The following is an 18,084-nucleotide window of genomic DNA, read 5'->3' on the forward strand; positions in this document are numbered from 1 at the left end:
TTTAAAAGGCTAGGATGAGTTGGAAACCATAAAATATCTACAATTTTATTTTGTTTTTGATAGGGTTATGAGTGGTTATGATGATATTTTTGTGGCGATTGAGTCTGAAATTTTGGATAGATTTGATAATTTTACGGATGAGTTTAGCTTTGATTATGATGAGACAAAAAGATTTTTAATGCGTCTAGCAAAGGGCGATAGAAAGAGATTTGCCACTAGTAAATATCTACCAAGACCATTAAGTAGCGCTATAATAAGCGAGCTATTGGATAAAAAATTTATTAAAATTGAGCAATCTAAGGAGATAAAACCTATTAAAAATCGCCACCAAAAGTTAAAAAAAGAGCTTAGAAGATACCAAATTCAAGATAAAATTCACTTTACAAAGCGATTTTATAGATTTTGGTTTAGATTTATAGAGCCAAATTTAGATCTCTTAAAAAACAACCAAAAAGATATAGTGATAAATGAGATAAAAAATGAGTTTGATCACTATTGCTCACTGGAGTTTGAGCTAGCTTGTATCGAGCTTTTATCTAAGAGTTTAAATATCCCAAAAGGGCAAATCTCAAGCTATTGGGATAGAGAAAATGAGATCGATATCTATGCCAATTATGATGGTTTTACCATAGTAGCAGAGGCAAAATATAAAGAGAGAAAAATATGTAAAAATATCTTAAATTTACTAATCCAAAAGTGCGAAAAATCCAAAATAAATTGGGATAAAATAGCGTTATTTTCAAAATCAGGCTTTAGCAATGAGCTTTTAGGGCTTAGGGATGATAGGGTGATTTTGTTTGATATTGATGATTTTAAGGATCTATATGAGTGATAAAACTAAAAGCATAGAAGATGGGCTAAAAAGCCTAATAGAACAGACATATCTAATAGAAAAAGAGTATAAAATTCTAGGCGAATCATATGCTAATTTGCAGAAATTCACCCAAGGGATCGTAGAGAGCTTAGGTGCTTCATTGTGGGCTATTAGCACAGATGGCGAAGTGGTGTTAAGCAATGATAAAGCCAAGCAGATTATGGGAATTTTAGATAAAATTAATATGCAAAAAAGCACACAAGAGATTGAATTTGATAATAGAGTCTATGCCATCAAAATAACTCATAGTATGAAAAATCAAATAATCCTAGCCACCGATATAACAGATGAAAAAAGAGCCGCTAGGCTCGTTTCTATGGGGGCAGTAGCGGCGCATTTATCACATGAAATCAGAAATCCCATAGGCTCGATTTCTTTGCTGACTAGCACGCTTTTAAAGCGTATTGATGAGAAAAATCGCCCATTGATATTAGAAATTCAAAAGGCCATTTATAGAGTTGAAAGAATCATCAAAGCTACTCTTTTATTTACCAAAGGCGTCCATATAAAAGCAGTTGAGTTTAAGCTAGAAAATTTAGAAATTCTATGCCGTGAAGCTATTAATCAATATGCTTTTAGCAAGGAGATTGAGTTTAAATTTAGTGGATTTGATGGGGCTATATGCGGTGATATAGATCTGCTTGATTTGGTGTTTAGTAACTTTATATTTAATGCTATTGATGCGATTGAAGAGAGCGATGATGAGATTGGGAGCGTGAGTTTGGAGCATAAATTTGAGAATGGATCGCACCATTTTTATATCAGTGATAGTGGGGTGAAATTGCCTAGTGATGCGATATTTGAGCCTTTTAAGACAACAAAATTAAAAGGCAATGGCCTTGGCCTAGCTCTAAGTTTGGAGATTATCAATGCACACAAAGGCTCTGTATCAGTCCAAAGTGAGCCTAAAATTTTTACAATAACTATCCCTTAAAATTATATTTTAAGTAAATTTAGTGTAAATTTGTCAAATTTAATTTATTATAAGGATTATTTAATGATACAAACCTGCCTTTTCCCGGCTGCTGGATATGGAACTAGATTTTTACCAGCGACTAAAAGTCTGCCAAAAGAGATGTTACCGATCCTTACAAAGCCCTTAATCCACTATGGCGTAGATGAGGCTAGAGAGGCCGGTATGAGCAATATGGCATTTGTTACAGGGCGTGGAAAGAGAGCTTTGGAGGATTATTTTGATATAAGTTATGAGCTTGAGCATCAGATATCAGGGAGTAGCAAAGAGTATCTACTAAATGATATTAGAGAGCTTATGGATCAATGTACCTTTACCTTCACTCGTCAAATGCATATGAGAGGCCTTGGGGACGCTATTTATAGCGGTAAGGGGCTTGTGGGAGATGAGGCTTTTGGGGTGATTTTGGCTGATGATTTATGTGTAAATGAAGATGGTGAAAATGTGCTTTCTCAAATGGTAAAAATCTATGAAAAGTATCGTTGTAGCATAGTTGCGGTAATGGAAGTACCTAAAGAAAATGTAAGTAGCTATGGCGTTGTAGATGGTAGATTTATAGAAGATGATTTGATAATGGTAAATGATATGATAGAAAAGCCAGACCCAAAGGATGCCCCTACAAATTTAGCTATCATCGGTAGATATATATTAACTCCTGATATTTTTGACATTATAGAAAATACAAATCCAGGTAAAAATGGCGAAATACAGATCACAGACGCACTCTTAAAACAGGCTCAAAATAATATGGTTTTGGCCTATAAATTTAAGGGACGAAGATTTGATTGTGGTAGTGTGAGTGGATTTGTAGAGGCTACAAATTTCTTTTTTGAGAGCGAAAATGGTAGAAAATAGACTTCAATTTCATAAGCAAAATATAAGTAGCATTAATAGCTACACAAGACGCATTAATGATGAGATGAATGATGGAGAAATCGGTTATTATCATCTACCAAAGCTTGAGATAAATGAGCTAGTAAGCTCTATTTCTAATATCAAAAATACCGATTTTGATAGTGTGGTTTTGATCGGCGTGGGCGGTAGTTCTCTTGGTGTGAAGGCTCTTTATGATATGTTAAATTTAAAAAAAGAGCTTATATTTTTAGATAATCTCGACCCATTTAGCATAGAGCAAAAATCAGCCAAAATCAACCCACAAAAATCGATTTTTATAGTATCTAGCAAATCAGGCACAACTATAGAAACTATATCTATATATAAATATTTATTGGATAAATTTAAGATTAAAGAGCATAATAATTTTATATTTATAACCGACCCAGATAGCCCTTTGGAAAACTACGCTAAGAGCATAAATGCTATGGTGTTTAATATACCTAAAAATGTAGGCGGTAGATTTAGTGTGCTTTCTGCTATTGGCTTGGTTCCGCTTGGGCTTTGTGGAGCTGATATTAAAGCCTTGCTAGATGGTGCTAGTAGCGTAAAAGAGCAGTATTTACATAACAGAGATGATACAATCATACAAAAGGCCTATCACTACGCAACACACAAAAATGCTAAAATTAATGTTTTGTTTAGTTATAGCGATAGATTGACTAGTTTTAATGAGTGGTATATTCAGCTATGGGCTGAGAGCCTTGGCAAAAAGCGTGGCTATAAAAGAGTTGGCCTAACACCTGTTGGATTAGTAGGTAGTAAGGATCAGCACTCATTTTTACAACTTATAATGGAGGGTATAAAAGACAAAACCGTTACATTTATAACTATAAAAGATCATAAAAGCGATATCATGGTGCCAAATTTGAGTTTAGAGTATTTAAATAGCTGTGATTTTGCTAATTCTAAATCAATTAGTGATATATTCAACGCTCAAGCTCACTCTACCATACAAGCCCTAGCTAGTGAGTTAATAAGCATTGATGAAATCGCCTTAGATAAGATAGATGAGTGGCATTGTGGGTGGCTTATATATTATTATGAGTTGCTTACTAGTGCGGTGGGAGTTATGCTTGGTATTAATACCTATGACCAACCAGGTGTTGAGACAGGCAAGAGAATACTTAAAAAGCTGTTAGAAAATAATAATAAATTCTAATTAATAAATTTTATTATTTAATTTATCAGATTTTAAGTTATTTATTTGTATAATTATGCGACTTAAAAATAAAGGATTAACAATGAAAAATGTAGTAACACAACTAAACCAACTTCAAGCTGATGCTCATAGCCTATTTGTAGCATTTCATGATTATCACTGGAATGTCAAAGGGCTACAATTTTTCTCAATTCACGAATACACAGAAAAAGAGTATGATGAGTTAGCAGAGCTCTATGATGAGATGGCAGAGCGTGCTATCCAAATAGGCGGTAAAGCTATCACCAAAGCTGATGAACTTCTAAAAATTGCTAAAGCACCAAAAATTAGCAAAGATAACTACACAGCTATAGAAGTTATAGAGGCTTTGAAAGTTGCGTTTGAATACTTAGTAGCTGAGTTTAAAAAGCTAGAAGAGGTAGCCCAAAAAGCTGATGATAACACAACAGTAGCAATAGCTCAAGAAAACTACGCTAAATTAGAAAAGAAAATTTGGATGCTTAAAGCAACCTTGGCGTAATCTTAGGTGTAAAGCGGCTTAAAACCGCTTTACTAATTAATTATTTTTTAACTGCTTCAATCTCGATATTTAGTTTAATCTCATCACCAAGTGCCACTGTGCTAGAATCTGGCGCAAAGTTAAAATCACTTCTTTTGATTTTGCCTTCTAGGCTAAATCCTACTATTTCGGTGCCTTGTCTGTTTTTGCTTACGCCGCCAAATTCATAGTTTAGCACTACTGGTTTAGTAACATCTCTAATTGTTAAATCGCCTTTGATTTTGCCTTCACCATCTCCGCTTTTTTCATAGCTTTTCATTGCGAATTTGATTTGTGGGAATTTCGCAGTATCGAAAAAATCAGCCTTTTTAAGGTGCGCATCACGACCTTGATTATTTGTATCTATAGAATCTACTTCTATTGTAGCTGTTAGATTAGATGGGATTTTGTCTGTGATATCTAGCTCTCCACTAAATTTGCTAAATGTCCCTGTAACATTGCTAACTTGAAGGTGTTTGATCTTAAAAGCTGTACTAGAATGAACCGCATCAACGCTATAAATTGTCGCATTTGCCGCACCAAAAAGCAAGCCTAAAGCCGCAACTGAAGTTAAAATTTGTTTTTTCATATTTTCTCCTTTTGAGTTTGTAAAATGATTATATTTAGCTAAAAATAATATATATTAAATAGTTTAAATTTTATCAAAAACTCTTTGTAATCTACTATTTAAAAATTTGCTAAATTCATCAATTTTGATATCTCTTATCACGCTATCTCGCTGTTTTTTGCCCCATAATGACTCAGGGAAGAACTCATCATCTCTAAATCTAGCTTGTATATGTATATGAACTCTAGGCAGATAATTAGCAAAACTCGCCCAATTAATCTTATCAGGATTATAGAACTCTATCATCGCTTTTTCACACTCTAAGGCTGCTTCAAATAGTCTTTTTCTAGTATCATCATCGCAGTGGCTAATCTCTTTAAATTCGCCCTTTGTGAAGATTTTGACCCATGGGAGGGTATTTGGCTCAACTTCAATATAGATAAACTCATCGCTATAAATCATGATTTAACCTTTATAAAATTTACTAAATTATACCAAATTTATCACTATTTTATAGGAGTTTTGATAAGATGACGCAAAATATTAAGGTATGAGATGAAAAGTTGTATAATAGTCTATGATGGTGTAAATATCCTTGATTTTGCTAGAATTTATGATATTTTTGTTAAGTGTGGGATTGAGTTTGTTGTGATTGGTTTTAGAGATGATGCTACTGATGAGATAGGGCTTAGACTTCCTATGCATATAAGCTCTGAGAGCTTATATGGTTATGATATTGTGGCTATTCCTGGTGGGAGCGGCGCTGAGATTTGGGCTGATGATGGTATATTTTTAAGCTGGATGAGAAGCAGTGAAGAGTCAAAAGATATAATATCATTAAATAATGGTAGCAAAATTTTAGATGGAGCTAGGCTTAATGGAGTTAAATTTAGCTCATCAAAGGCGATTTTAGAGTGGATAAAGAGCAGATCGTAATATCAAATTTTGCTAACAATCTAAATGGCGATGATGGTGCTGTAATCGGCAATATGGTTTATAGCAAGGATATGTTTGTTGAGGATATCCATTTTAAATCACATTGGCTTAGCCCCAAGCAGATTAGCTCAAAAGCAATGATAGTAAATTTAAGCGACGCAATAGCGATGAATGCCACACCAAAGTATGCTCTATTGGGGCTTGGATTGCCTAGAAATTTAAGTAGCAAATATATCAAAGAGTTAAGCAACGGCCTTAAAGAAACTGCGGCGAAATTCAACACTCAAATAATCGGTGGCGATACGATTTCAAGCGATAAATTGATAATTAGCCTAACGATAATATCTCATTTAAACTCTAAAAAACCATTAAGCAGATATGGAGCCAAAGTAGGGGATATAGTCTGTTATACTGGTAGATTGGGTGAGTCATTAAAGGGGCTTAAAACGCTTTTAAATGGTGGTAAAATAGGCTCAAATTCACGCTTTGTAAAGCCAAATTTGAGATTTGAGTTTATTAAAAATAGTGCTAAATGGCTTAGATCTGGTATGGATATCAGCGATGGATTAGCAAGCGATCTAGCCAAAATCACAGGAAATAAAGCGGTGAAATTCACTAAAAAACTATCTAAAATTGAGTTTATCAGTGGCGAAGAGTATGAGATGCTAATTGTCGTGCCGCCTAGAAATCTCAAAAGGGTATTAAACCAAGCCAAAATATCTAGAATCAAGCTAAATATCTTAGGTAAAATTATAAACGAAAGGGCAAAATTCCATGGAAAATTCAGCCATTTTTAAGCCATTGCTTACCACTACTCACGCACCGATTAATGCCTATTTTAGTAAAAATTCAAGCGATTTTGTCGTGCGCGAAATTCCATTATATGAATTTAGCGGAAGTGGCGAACATCTAATGATAGAGATTCAAAAAAAGGGCTTAAGCACCTTTGAAGCATTAAGCATATTCTCATCTGCTACCGGGGCAAAAATCAGAGATTTTGGCTATGCTGGATTAAAGGATAAAGATGGGATGACTACGCAATTTATATCGATACCATCAAAATTTGAAAGCCAAATCAATAATTTTACTCACCCAAATATCAAAATAATAAAGACAATTTATCACAATAATAAGCTAAGAATCGGCCATCTAAAGGGCAATCACTTCTTTATCCGCCTTAAAAAGGTCTTGCCAAGCGAGGCAAAAAAGCTAGAAAATGCGATAAATTTGATTGATAGTCGTGGCTTTGCTAACTACTTTGGCTATCAAAGATTTGGTAAATTCGCTGATAACTATCTAAAAGCCAAAGAGCTATTAATCGCAATTTCAAAAGGTGATAAAAAAGCCTTAAAAAGATATAATCCAAAGCTTAGAGATTTTTTGATTAGTGCGTATCAAAGTGAGATTTTTAACCGCATTTTAAGCAAGCGTGTGGAGATTAGCCGATTTTGCGATAGTTTTAGCGTTAGGGAGTTGAGTGAGATTTATAAATTTGACCTTGATACTATCAAAAATTTAAAACGCCAAAAGCAGTTTTTTAAGCTAATTTGCGGTGAAGTGATGGGGCATTATCCATTTGGTAAGCTTTTTTTGTGTGAAAATTTGGATTTAGAAGTTGAAAAATTTATCCAAAGAGATCGCACTAGTTGTGGGTTGCTTATGGGATTTAAGACTTATGAGTCAAGTGGGATAGCACAAGAGATAGAAAGAGAGATTATAGCTCAAAATATGGAATTTGCTAATCTTATGAGTGGTTCAAGGCGATTTAACTGGGTTTGGGCTGATGATATGAAGTATAGTTATAATGAAGAAGAGGCTCAATTTAGCCTTAGTTTTACACTACAAAAGGGCTGTTATGCTACAATTTTGTTGCGTGAGATTTTGGGTAGAGAGATATTTGATGGTGGGGATTTGTGATTTAAATTGCAAATTTGGAATTTTTGATTTATGAAATTTGGAATTTTAAAATAACTTAAATTTGTAAATCTTGAATTACAAAATCTTAAATTCCAAATTCACAAATCCAAAGTGAAAATTCAAAACCAGAAATTTAAATTTTAAAACCAAAAATTTAATCCCAAAATCCACAAATTTAAAATTTCAAATCCAAATCATTAAAATTAAAAATTCCAAAACCATAAATTCCGAAATACTAAATTTTAAAATAAGTTAAACGTATAAATCTCAAATTTCAAAGTATAATTTTAAATCCAAAATTCGCAAATTAAAAACATAAAGTATAAATTCAAAATAAAATTAGATTAAATCACAAAGGTAAATTTAGCAGATTTCTCTGCTAAATTCTATTTAAAGCTTGATAGTTTGTTGTTAAGTTTGGTAGCACTATCTAAGATTTCATCTGATGAAGACTCTATTTGAGTGGCTAATTCTGTGAGTTGAGTAGCTGCGGTGCTGACTTTATCTATATTGTTATTTAGCATCGCCATTCTATCTTTAGCGTCGTTGGATTTTTCTTCTACTGTTTTGGTAGATTTGATACCAGAGTCTAGTTTGTTTATTGAATGGACTATCTCATTTTTGAGATCTGCGGCCTTGGATGATGTATTGCCCATTGATAGATGGATATCATCCATTAGCGATTTATTGTTATTTACTTGTTGGACTATGGTTTGGACTATGATATTGATATCACCTAGTGATTTGCTAGTTTTTTCAGCTAAGGCACGGACTTCATCAGCCACAACGGCAAAGCCTCTACCATGCTCACCAGCACGAGCAGCTTCTATAGCGGCATTTAGTGCTAGAAGGTTGGTTTGGTCTGCGATATCTTTAATAGAGTTAGTCACGCTATAGATTGTATCTGCGCTTTGAACGAGTTGATCCATATTTGTTACCACTTCGTTCTCTTGTTGGCTACTTACTTCTATTAATTTTATAAGCTCTAAAAGCGTGTTTTCTACGGTATTCATAAGATTTTTTAGATCTTGCATATTGGCCGTAGCGTCATTGGCAAGCTGTTTATTTAAATTTATAGTGTCGTTTAGTAAGATTGTCAATTTTTGTACGCTTGCTACTTGTTCGTGTTGGTGAAGTGAGTTCTCTTTTAATTTATGTGCGTTTTGTTGTAAAGAGATTGAGTTTTTATGACTGCTATTTGCACTATCGATCGCTTCTAGGACGGAGTTTTGGACTATTTGGATAAATTTGTTTATATATCCAGCACTAGTGGCTAATTCGCTTTTTGGGTCTATTTTTAAGCGAGAGTTAAGATTTGCTCTGTTGCTTGCTAAATTTGAGCTAAGCGATTCTAGATTTTTAGTTGGGATAACTACTTTGACAAGTGTCAAATATATAAATAACGCAAATATAAGCAAGGTTACACCAAATACTATAATTGAGATATATAGTTGGTTTTTGTTGTTTTCTTCTATTTGATTTGCGATTATGGTTTCAAATTTGGTTAATTTTTTGTTTAGCTCTTGATTTAGGTATAGGGTAGAGTTATCTTGCATTACGCTGATTTGGCTTAACATCATAGAGTAGTGCTTTTTAAATAAATTTAATAGCTCACTATCATCTAATCTAGCTTGATCTACCTTTTTAACAAGCTCATTAAGCGTATCTAAAACATCTTTAGCCAATATATTTTGAGTTGATACAATGGCTAAGATTTGATCCATCGCCTCTAATAGAGCTAGGTTTTCTGGAGTTGGGTTTGCCACTACTAATTTATCTATATCGTGGCTTAGAGTGAATAGATATGCTTTTGAGTTTATAGCGATTGAATTTGCTGATTTAAATCTCTCTAATTGTATCTGCTTATCCTCAAATGATTTAGATATTGAGCTTAGCATATTAGCATCTACATCCAAAGTGGCTAAATATTTTAAAGTTTCTCTAAATTTATTGCTATTGATTACGCTTTGGTCGTAGTTTATGAAATTAAATCTAGTTTTGAATACATGATCGATTTGTAGATCATAAATTTGTAGATGTTGCGTAGCCATTGTTATCTCTTTATTTTTTAGAGCGGATCTATAATTATTAAAAATAAATATCAAAAGAATAAAAATAAATATCAACACAAGCACAGTAAGTGCGATAAACTGCTTTAAAAAAGTGATTTTTCTAGAATTGTTCATTATATTCCCCTGTTAAACTCTCTAAAAATGCGACTATATCTTCTACTGTTTGCTGATCTAGGAATTTGCCTAATTGATAATAAGCCATAAATTGCACGCACGCATCAAGTGTAGGAATACTACCATCGTGATAGTATGGGGCTGTTTTGGCTATGTTTCTTAGGCTTGGGACCTTAAAGACCATTTTATCAGATTCTACCTTTGTAATCTCATAGCGACCCAAATTCTCTTGATTTGGATATGGCTCGAAAATTCCGATCTTTTGATACATTGTCCCACCGATATTTTGACCTTGATGACAAGCTACGCAACCATTAGTTTTAAAGGCATTCCAGCCTCTTTTTGCTGCTTCACTAATGGCATTTTCATCACCTTTTTGGTATCTATCAAATGGAGCATTTGGGGTGATTAATGTCTTTTCAAACTCAGCTATAGCATCAGTGATATTATCCATATTTATTTCACCATAAATTTTCTTAAATTTAGCTTCATAATCAGGATTTTGCTCTATTATCTTTATAACTTCAGCTTCATCATTTAGTCCCATCTCTTGCGGATTAGTAAAAGGCGCTCTAGCTTGATCAGCTAAATCTTTAGCTCGGCCATTCCAAAATTGAACGAAATTAAATGCCGCATTGAATGTAGTTGGCGAGTTAAAAGGGGTATCCATAACTCCATTTATACCAGTTGAAAATACTTGATTATCCACACCAAAGGTCTTTGTATCGTGGCAGGTATTACACGAAACTTTCCCGTCTGCTGATAGTGTAGTATCCATATATAGCTGCTTTCCTAGCATTGCTTTTTCTTTGTTATATGGGATACTATCAGGAATAGGCGTAATCATCTGATTTTGATTTATCTCAGTTTGAGCACTACATATTGTCAAGGCTGATAAAGCTATGATTATCGCTCTTTTCATCTTATCTCCTTATACAGTGAAACTAAATTTAAAAATTTAAATTTAAAAGTTAAAATTATGCCTTAAATTGAATTAAAATCTTATAAAATTTATTAAAACAAATAAAAAACTAATAGTAAATTTAAGTTATTTTTAGGTAAAATTACAAATCGGTGCGATGGATGGTCGCAAGGCTTATAGTCTTGAGGAAAGTCCGAGCTGCAATAAGACAGAGTTCCACCTAACGGGTGGCTGAGGCAACTCAAGGGATAGTGCAACAGAAAGCAAACTACCACGCAAGTGGTGATGGTGAAACGGCGGAGTAAGAGCCCACCAGTGCTAATAGAGATATTAGTAGCTATGTAAACCCAACTCGCAGCAAGAAGGGGTGGTTTGGAGTCTTATATTCAACCCTTCGCTTGAATTTGATCCAAAATCAAATCTAGATAAATGACCGTCATAACAGAACTCGGCTTATAATCGCACCGCATTAAAGATCGTATTTTTTAGCTTTTTTAACCTTATTTAGCTCTACTTCAAGCTCTTTTTGCTTTTTTTTAAATAACTCGATCGCACCCTTTAAAAGCGATGCGGTACATTCTAATTCTTCTTGGCTTAGCTTTGGTGGGTAGTTGTTTATAAGGTATTCTATTCTATCTAAATTCTCACTTACCAAAGCGGATTTAAAATCATCGAGCCAATTCATTTATCATCCTTTGTTGCATCTCTCCACGCTTCTAAAAGCTCTCTTGTTACATGGACGACTTCGTCTAATTTGCTTTGGTCATTTGTGATATTGGCTTCAGAGATTAGCTGAATTTGTCTGCCGTATAACCCTTGGAGATACTCACTGATTTGGCCTTGACTCATATCTAGCGAATTCATTAGCTCAAAAAATATCGCATTTGTTTTGTTTAAAAATAGCACCTTACTCTCTATATCGCCAGAATCCATCGCTTTTTTGGCTCTATATATAAAGCGTAAAATTCCCTCATATAGCATAGTTACTAACTTTTGTGGGGAGTCAATCCCCATGTTATTTTGGCTATAAGCCGCATAAGCGGCGTTAGATGATGGCATTGGTATTCCTTTATTTGTTAGCATTTCTTGCAGCCTCGATCATACCATTTACAGTATTCATTTGAGATTCTAGCTTAGCAATGATAGTATCATATTGTGACCATTTTTCAGCCATTGTGGTGTATTTTGTATCTAGCTCTTTTTGTCTTTTCTCTTTAGTTTCGGTTAGAGATTTGTGTGAGCTTGTTAGACTATTTTCATATTTTGTTAGGGTGCCATTTGTGCCGATTAAGCCATTTAGCGTATCATTTAAACCTTTGAAAAATCCACCCACAACTTCTGTTTTGCCCTCTAATTTCTGTTCTTTTAAGCCTAAACTCTCTAAAAATGTTGAATCACCTTTAATCTCGATATTTGTGCCACCTGAGCCTTTTAAGACTAGTTTTCCATCTTTGTCAAATGAGGCTGATATATTGCTTAGGCCAGATGCGTTGGTGATGGCTTTTAATAGGGCGTTTTTCTTATCTTTTTCATCTCCTGTGCCACCAGTGTTAGTAGCGCCGCCGGCGGTATAATCTTTTGGGATATCGATACTTATATCTACACCATTAATGGTCAGTGTGCCTTTTATATCATTATTCCAATCAATTGCTTTATCGCCTTTTGCGGTGACATTGGTAAATTTAGTTTCAGAGCTAAAGAAATTTTTAAACTCATCAAAATTTGTAGTTATCATATCATTTACTTTGGTTGAATCCATAGTCAAAAGCCCATCTTTGGTAACTGTGATACCAAAACTAGCTAAGGATTTACCATCTTTGCTTACGCCATTTATAATCTTATTTAGCTCGCTTGATATAGAAGTTATCTCTCTTACACCTTGAAATGTCCCAGCTAGGCCAGTTTCGCTATCATATTTGGTAGCTTCATTTATATTATTCATTAATGAGTTGAAAGAATCCACCATCGCTTTGATATCTTCTAGTATCCCTTTGGTGCTTTGCTTGATAGATGAATTTGTGCTTTCGCCGTCTTTATCTACTTTATTTAAAGTTAAGCTAACACCTAAGATTAGATCTTCAACTTTATTTGAGCTTCTAGTGATATCTATGCCGTTATATTTGAATTTCGCATCTTGTGCTTTGGAGATTTGAGAGCCGGCTTTTTGTTGTTGATCAGGTTGTAGAGTGCTAGGATCTTTTAGAGTTAATCTATTAATCTCATTGCCGTAGCTATCTTTTTCTCCGCTTCCACTAGATTTATCAAAATAAAATCCTAAAGCTTCTAGAGTGCTATCAGAGCTTGTATTGCTACTACTTGAATTTGTAATACTATAAAAGCTAATTTTATTTGCCTCTCCAGTTTCGGCTGATTGGATAATCAATCTAAATGGCTCATCCCCACCGACATTTAAAATTTTAGCTTGGACTTTGCCATCTGTGGCTTCATTGATCTTTTCAGCCAATTGCTCTAGTGTAGTAGTAGAATCTGCGTCAATCACATAATCCTTACCACCGATACTAATCCCAAAGCTAACATCTTGAGTAAATACACTATCAGTTCTTGAGCTAAATTTTTTAGATTGAAATGAGTCTTGACTAGCTAACTGCTCTACACTTAGATTTAACTCTTGCTCCGCTACACCAGAGCTTACTGATACTGAGACGCTACCGCTACCACTTGTGCTAGCTTCACGCTTTAGATATGTGCTATCACCAGTTAGATTAGATACATTTGATTTAAATGTGCTTAGTAGCGTGGTGATAGCGGTTAGATCCTTTTGTTTGGTTAGATTGCTTTGTATCTCTGTTTCTAATGGCTTGATTAGAGCCTTTGTATCTGCTTCTTTGAGTTTATCTATAGTATCCCAGCTTAGGATATTGCCACTACCGACGCCTAATTGTGATTTTTCAGTATTGATTGCCATTTTTATTCCTTTTTATCAAATATCATACCGATTATATCTCTAAAATGCTCTGTGAGCTTCATTGCTTGTTCTGTTGGGATTTTGCGGATGATATTTCCGGTATCTTTTTCAGTAACATTTATAAACATACTATCAATCTTGTCATTATAACCAAATCTAATATTTGTATTTAGCAAGCTAAGATTCTCATTAGCCTTGGCTAAAATATCTTGAATTTGCTCATTTGTTAGACTCTCATTAGCTCGATTTTGTGTAGCAGAGTCTTGCTGTAAATTTAAATTTTCCACCTCTCTTGTTTGGGTATTAAACTGTGATTGCGTATTTTGAGTGCTGTAAGTATCCATTTGCTGTTGGGCTGCTACTTTTAAAATTTCCATTTTACATCCTTTTGGTAAATTTAATCAGATTATAAATCGGCTGAAATTTACCAAAATTTATAGTATATTTATAGATTTATATGTTTTAAAAGCAAATTTTATACCAAATTTAGAGATATTTTGATAATATTTTAGCCTTATTAAGGAGTAGGGTGATGAGAGTTTGTATTGATTGTGAATGTCTTTTGTTGGCTGAGAGTTTAAGGCTATTTTTAGGTTCAAGTGTAACAACTAGAAAAGATTGTGATTTTATCGTTAGTGATAGACCATCTAAGGGCAATAAACCAGTTTTTGTAATAGAAGATAACTCCCCATATCTTCGTGTGCCTTTCAATAAAGAAACGCTATTAAACACCTTAGGTGAGTTCTATTCAGCGATGCAAATAAGTGGCAAAATCCAGCCAAGTGAGCTTACTAGCTTAGAGCGTAGAATTGGCGATTTGGTGGATAAATTTAAATCTGATCTAATAAAAATAATAAAAGATGAATATGAAAAATAGTCTATTTACTACTATCTCAAGCGGTAAATATAAGGGCAAAAAGTTAAATTTACCAAGCCTATCCACCACTAGAAGCACTAAATCTATAGTAAAAGAGTCAGTATTTAATAGCTTACAAAATGATATTTATAACTCTGTATTTATCGAGTTATTTGGTGGTAGCGGATTGATGGCAGCAACCGCAGTGAGTAATCACGCCCAAAAAGCCTATGCCATTGAGCTTGATAGGGCGGCATTTAATATTCTAAAATCAAATTTCACCACTTTAAATGATGAAGCTTTGATCGCTATCAATGGCGATACATTTGAGCTAACTCCAAAGATAGTTAGCGAAAATATAGAGCAAAATACTATACTTTATATCGATCCGCCATTTGATATTAGAGATGGATTTGATGGAATTTATACTAAAATTTATAAAATGCTATCTAAAATGGATATAAATATCGCTATAATCGAGCATATATCAGCTCATACTACTCCACAAACAATAGGCAAATTAAATTTATATAAAAGCCGTAAATTTGGTAATACAACCCTAAGTTACTACTCAAAATGTATATAGTCAAAGAGTGCTATTGCCACGAGCAAGATATCAAAAAATCAAATTTTGCTAGTTATATCTGCCCATTTAGCGAATTTGAGAGCTTAAGAGCGAGATTAAAAGAACAAAACCCAAAAGCCGCACATATCGTATGGGCATATCGCTACTATAATAAATATTTTCAAATCGTAGAAAACTCTAGCGATGATGGTGAGCCAAAAGGTAGCTCTGGGCCTGCGTGTTTAGATGCTTTGCGTGGGGCAAATTTGATCGATACAGCTGTGCTGGTGGTGCGGTATTTTGGCGGGATAAAGCTTGGTGTCGGTGGGCTTGTTAGGGCGTATGGGAGTAGTGCGAATTTGGTTATCAATGAAGCAAAATTGATCAAATATGAGATACGCAGTATAGTTATACTTTTTGTGCCGTTTGCGCTACTAGCTAGATTTGATCACTATATAGATAAATTTCAGTTAAATCCAAATAGAGATTATAACGATTCTGGATGTGTGTATGAATTTAGCCTAAGTAGCGATGAATTTGCTAATTTATATGAATTTGCCTTTGAATATGAGATATCTGGCGTTGTCTATTACGCATTACCCCTTATAGCAAAAAATTTCTACGATAATCAAATATCTTAAATAATTTTGTGGTGAAAATTGTAAAAATTAACAAATTTATTTATTTTGATTTTATTTATTATTTTGAATTTTAGGGAATTTGAAATATCTATAAGTTAATTTTTTATTATTAGATATTTATTATTCTGAATTTCTTTAAAAAAGGACATTATGTTACTATCATTCGTAGTATAGCCAAACGATAATTTCTATCGTTTATTTCTCACTCTACTCATATGCCAAAAAGCGCTCCCCTTCCCACTTAAAGAAAGAAGCAAATTCAGAATAATAAATATCTAATAATAAAAAATAAATTTCTTTAATACCCTAAATTCCTTAAAATTCAAAACAATAAATTATTTAAAATATCTGATAAAATTTAGGAAAAGTCGAAACATAAAAGAATTTCAAAGCAATAATTACCAAGATGAATTAATTGAAATGAAACAGCAAATTTATAATTAAATTTATTTTTATATAAACTTGAAATAATAAAATTTATAATTCTTTTTATGAATTTAATATTAAAGAAATATATTTTCTAGTGAGTTTTAAATTTTAGATAAATTTTTTCTTTTTTAAGGGTGAAGGGGAGCGCTTTTTGGCAGATGAGTGGCGTAACAGCAAAAACGATGCAAATCATCGTTTGCGACGCTACGAAGGATAGCAACACCTTGGCTTCCCCCTTAAAACCCCTAACCCCATGGAAAAGCCTTTTAAGGTGCTGTGCAGAGCACAGATTTAAAATATTTTTATTTCTTTACTTTTACTTCGTAGACTAGCAAAGCTAGTCTTTGCGACAAGTCTCATCGGCTTGACCCCGCACTAAAGCCCCACTTGCGTGAGGTACTCCTATTTTTAATATCCCAAATTTTCGCCACAAAACAACCATTTAAGGTTATTTTGCTATTACTCTAAATTGGTTAATTATTCCAAATTTTTGCCTTCGTTTTCTCTGCAAGATAGCGCTTATTGTGAAAATTTTGTGCTACTCATAGATAAAAGTTTTTAAATTTAAGTTAATGATAGCGGTTAGAATCTCTCTAAAATATCATAATTTGTATTTCGTTTGGCTGGGAATTCGCCTATGTCTTTGATGAGTTCTATCATCTCATTTTGTGTCATTCTGTAGCTTGCACCGGCTGCTTTGACTACATTTTCTTCCATCATTGTGCTACCTAGGTCATTAGCCCCAAATTTCAGTGCTAACTGCCCTATATATGAGCCTTGCGTGACCCAGCTACTTTGGATATTAGCAAAATTATCTAAAAATAGCCTTGATAGTGCTAAAAGCCTTAAATAGCGATTTGGGGATTGCTTTTTGATATCTGGTATCTCTTGGATTAATTTTGTGTTGGCTGATTGAAAGCTCCACAATATAAAGGCTCTAAATCCGCCGGTTTCATCTTGAAGATTGCGAATTTTGTCTAAATGCTCGACTATCTCTTCATCGCTCTCAACGGTGCCAAACATCATTGTAGCGGTGCTTTTAACTCCGATTTTATGGGCTTGTCTATGGACTTCTAGCCAAGTATCGCTAGAGCATTTTTTAGGTGAGATTATATCTCTGACTCTATCGCTTAGAATTTCAGCACCAGCACCAGGAATGCTGTATAATCCGGCAGTTTTAAGCCTAGATAAGACTTCGCTAATTGAAATTTTAGAAACTCTAGCTATATAGTCTATCTCTACGGCTGAAAAGCCGTGTATATCGATATTTGGGTATTTTGTGGCGATATGAGAGACTAGCTTTTCATACCAATCGATTTTGAGTTTTGGATGGACTCCGCCTTGAAAGAGAATTTGCGTTCCGCCAATCTCTATTAATTCATCAATTTTTTTATCAATCTCATCAAAGCTTAGCAAATAGGCCTCATCTTCATTGACATGTTTGTAAAATGCACAAAATTTACAATCTACCCAACATGTGTTAGTGTAATTGATATTTCTATCTACTATAAAAGTTGTGATTTTATCAGGGTGAAGCTCTAGTTTTTTAGCAAATGCTAACTCGCCAAGCTCTCTTAAATCTGCGGTTTTAATAAGTTTTATAGCATCATCAACACTTAATCTACTCACTGAAATTCCTTAAAAATTTTTAGGCGGTATTGTATCAAAAAGTGGCAAAATTCAAGCTTATTTATATA

Annotated in this window: 20 protein-coding genes and 1 other RNA gene; 12 read left to right on the forward strand and 9 right to left on the reverse strand. The window is 33.9% G+C overall.

The annotated features are described in order from the left end of the window. Window positions 1-19: 19 nt before the first annotated feature. The 5 genes from CLAN_RS03220 to CLAN_RS03240 all read left to right on the forward strand — a co-directional run bounded on the left by CLAN_RS03220 (window position 20) and on the right by CLAN_RS03240 (window position 4,423). Window positions 20-832, forward strand: a complete 813-nt coding sequence (locus CLAN_RS03220) for a DUF234 domain-containing protein (RefSeq protein ID WP_232045860.1) — start codon at window positions 20-22, stop codon at window positions 830-832. Continuing rightward, window positions 825-1,808: a sensor histidine kinase gene (locus CLAN_RS03225; protein ID WP_100590577.1), complete on the forward strand. Its 984-nt coding sequence runs from the start codon at window positions 825-827 to the stop codon at window positions 1,806-1,808. The genes CLAN_RS03220 and CLAN_RS03225 overlap by 8 nt, the downstream gene beginning before the upstream one ends. Before the next feature lie 63 nt (window positions 1,809-1,871). Then, window positions 1,872-2,702 carry a UTP--glucose-1-phosphate uridylyltransferase GalU gene (gene galU, locus CLAN_RS03230; protein WP_096013371.1) on the forward strand — a complete coding sequence of 277 codons (831 nt, stop codon included), beginning with the start codon at window positions 1,872-1,874 and terminating at the stop codon, window positions 2,700-2,702. Next, the gene (locus tag CLAN_RS03235) at window positions 2,689-3,903 is read left to right on the forward strand and encodes a glucose-6-phosphate isomerase (RefSeq protein ID WP_100590578.1); all 1,215 of its coding nucleotides are present in this window, start codon (window positions 2,689-2,691) and stop codon (window positions 3,901-3,903) included. The genes galU and CLAN_RS03235 overlap by 14 nt, the downstream gene beginning before the upstream one ends. An 82-nt stretch (window positions 3,904-3,985) precedes the next feature. Continuing rightward, window positions 3,986-4,423: a Dps family protein gene (locus CLAN_RS03240; protein WP_096016484.1), complete on the forward strand. Its 438-nt coding sequence runs from the start codon at window positions 3,986-3,988 to the stop codon at window positions 4,421-4,423. Window positions 4,424-4,463: 40 nt separating this feature from the next. On the opposite strand, the gene CLAN_RS03245 is transcribed toward CLAN_RS03240, so the two are convergent. Then, window positions 4,464-5,030: a YceI family protein gene (locus CLAN_RS03245; protein WP_100590579.1), complete on the reverse strand. Its 567-nt coding sequence runs from the start codon at window positions 5,028-5,030 to the stop codon at window positions 4,464-4,466. Window positions 5,031-5,093: 63 nt separating this feature from the next. Beyond that, window positions 5,094-5,471, reverse strand: coding sequence for an HIT family protein (locus CLAN_RS03250; protein ID WP_100590580.1), 378 nt, complete (start codon window positions 5,469-5,471; stop codon window positions 5,094-5,096). A gap of 93 nt (window positions 5,472-5,564) precedes the next feature. Here CLAN_RS03250 and CLAN_RS03255 point away from each other — a divergent pair, with 93 nt between their 5' ends. The 3 genes from CLAN_RS03255 to truD are packed head-to-tail and all read left to right on the forward strand — an operon-like array spanning window position 5,565 to window position 7,862. Continuing rightward, window positions 5,565-5,945: a type 1 glutamine amidotransferase family protein gene (locus CLAN_RS03255; RefSeq protein WP_100590581.1), complete on the forward strand. Its 381-nt coding sequence runs from the start codon at window positions 5,565-5,567 to the stop codon at window positions 5,943-5,945. After that, entirely contained in the window at window positions 5,924-6,742 is an 819-nt protein-coding gene (locus tag CLAN_RS03260) for a thiamine-phosphate kinase (RefSeq protein ID WP_100590582.1), read from the forward strand. Before CLAN_RS03255 ends, CLAN_RS03260 begins: the two co-directional genes overlap by 22 nt. Then, on the forward strand, window positions 6,720-7,862 hold the full coding sequence (truD, locus tag CLAN_RS03265; protein ID WP_100590583.1) for a tRNA pseudouridine(13) synthase TruD: 1,143 nt from the start codon (window positions 6,720-6,722) through the stop codon (window positions 7,860-7,862). Before CLAN_RS03260 ends, truD begins: the two co-directional genes overlap by 23 nt. A 386-nt stretch (window positions 7,863-8,248) precedes the next feature. Here truD and CLAN_RS03270 read toward each other — a convergent pair whose 3' ends face one another. Next, a complete protein-coding gene (locus CLAN_RS03270) occupies window positions 8,249-10,048 on the reverse strand; it encodes a methyl-accepting chemotaxis protein (RefSeq protein ID WP_100590584.1) in 1,800 nt (599 codons plus the stop codon). Further along, window positions 10,035-10,895: a cytochrome-c peroxidase gene (locus tag CLAN_RS03275; RefSeq protein WP_415270427.1), complete on the reverse strand. Its 861-nt coding sequence runs from the start codon at window positions 10,893-10,895 to the stop codon at window positions 10,035-10,037. Before CLAN_RS03275 ends, CLAN_RS03270 begins: the two co-directional genes overlap by 14 nt. 224 nt (window positions 10,896-11,119) lie before the next feature. Between CLAN_RS03275 and rnpB the strand changes: the two genes are divergently transcribed. Next, an RNA gene (gene rnpB, locus CLAN_RS03280) (RNase P RNA component class A) lies at window positions 11,120-11,442 on the forward strand. Here rnpB and CLAN_RS03285 read toward each other — a convergent pair. From CLAN_RS03285 to CLAN_RS03300, 4 genes are read right to left on the reverse strand one after another with little or no spacing between them, the layout of a single operon-like run. Then, entirely contained in the window at window positions 11,440-11,655 is a 216-nt protein-coding gene (locus tag CLAN_RS03285; protein WP_096013361.1) for a hypothetical protein, read from the reverse strand. The genes rnpB and CLAN_RS03285 overlap by 3 nt on opposite strands. Then, on the reverse strand, window positions 11,652-12,029 hold the full coding sequence (gene fliS, locus CLAN_RS03290) for a flagellar export chaperone FliS (protein ID WP_096013360.1): 378 nt from the start codon (window positions 12,027-12,029) through the stop codon (window positions 11,652-11,654). Before fliS ends, CLAN_RS03285 begins: the two co-directional genes overlap by 4 nt. A gap of 10 nt (window positions 12,030-12,039) precedes the next feature. Then, window positions 12,040-13,896, reverse strand: a complete 1,857-nt coding sequence (gene fliD, locus CLAN_RS03295) for a flagellar filament capping protein FliD (RefSeq protein WP_100590586.1) — start codon at window positions 13,894-13,896, stop codon at window positions 12,040-12,042. Between the two features lie 2 nt (window positions 13,897-13,898). Further along, a complete protein-coding gene (locus CLAN_RS03300) occupies window positions 13,899-14,273 on the reverse strand; it encodes a flagellar protein FlaG (protein WP_096013358.1) in 375 nt (124 codons plus the stop codon). A 155-nt stretch (window positions 14,274-14,428) separates the two neighbouring features. Here CLAN_RS03300 and CLAN_RS03305 point away from each other — a divergent pair, with 155 nt between their 5' ends. From CLAN_RS03305 to CLAN_RS03315, 3 genes are read left to right on the forward strand one after another with little or no spacing between them, the layout of a single operon-like run. After that, window positions 14,429-14,773 (forward strand): ornithine carbamoyltransferase, encoded by a 345-nt coding sequence (locus CLAN_RS03305; protein WP_096013357.1) that lies wholly within the window; start codon window positions 14,429-14,431, stop codon window positions 14,771-14,773. Further along, a complete protein-coding gene (gene rsmD, locus CLAN_RS03310) occupies window positions 14,763-15,338 on the forward strand; it encodes a 16S rRNA (guanine(966)-N(2))-methyltransferase RsmD (RefSeq protein ID WP_232045861.1) in 576 nt (191 codons plus the stop codon). The genes CLAN_RS03305 and rsmD overlap by 11 nt, the downstream gene beginning before the upstream one ends. After that, window positions 15,329-15,958 carry an IMPACT family protein gene (locus CLAN_RS03315; protein WP_100590587.1) on the forward strand — a complete coding sequence of 210 codons (630 nt, stop codon included), beginning with the start codon at window positions 15,329-15,331 and terminating at the stop codon, window positions 15,956-15,958. The genes rsmD and CLAN_RS03315 overlap by 10 nt, the downstream gene beginning before the upstream one ends. 1,011 nt (window positions 15,959-16,969) lie before the next feature. Here the strand turns inward: CLAN_RS03315 and CLAN_RS03320 are convergent. After that, window positions 16,970-18,016 carry a dehypoxanthine futalosine cyclase gene (locus CLAN_RS03320; RefSeq protein WP_096018044.1) on the reverse strand — a complete coding sequence of 349 codons (1,047 nt, stop codon included), beginning with the start codon at window positions 18,014-18,016 and terminating at the stop codon, window positions 16,970-16,972. Between the last annotated feature and the right edge of the window lie 68 nt (window positions 18,017-18,084).

The organism is Campylobacter lanienae NCTC 13004, assembly GCF_002139935.1.
GTDB classification, from domain to species: Bacteria; Campylobacterota; Campylobacteria; order Campylobacterales; family Campylobacteraceae; genus Campylobacter; species Campylobacter lanienae.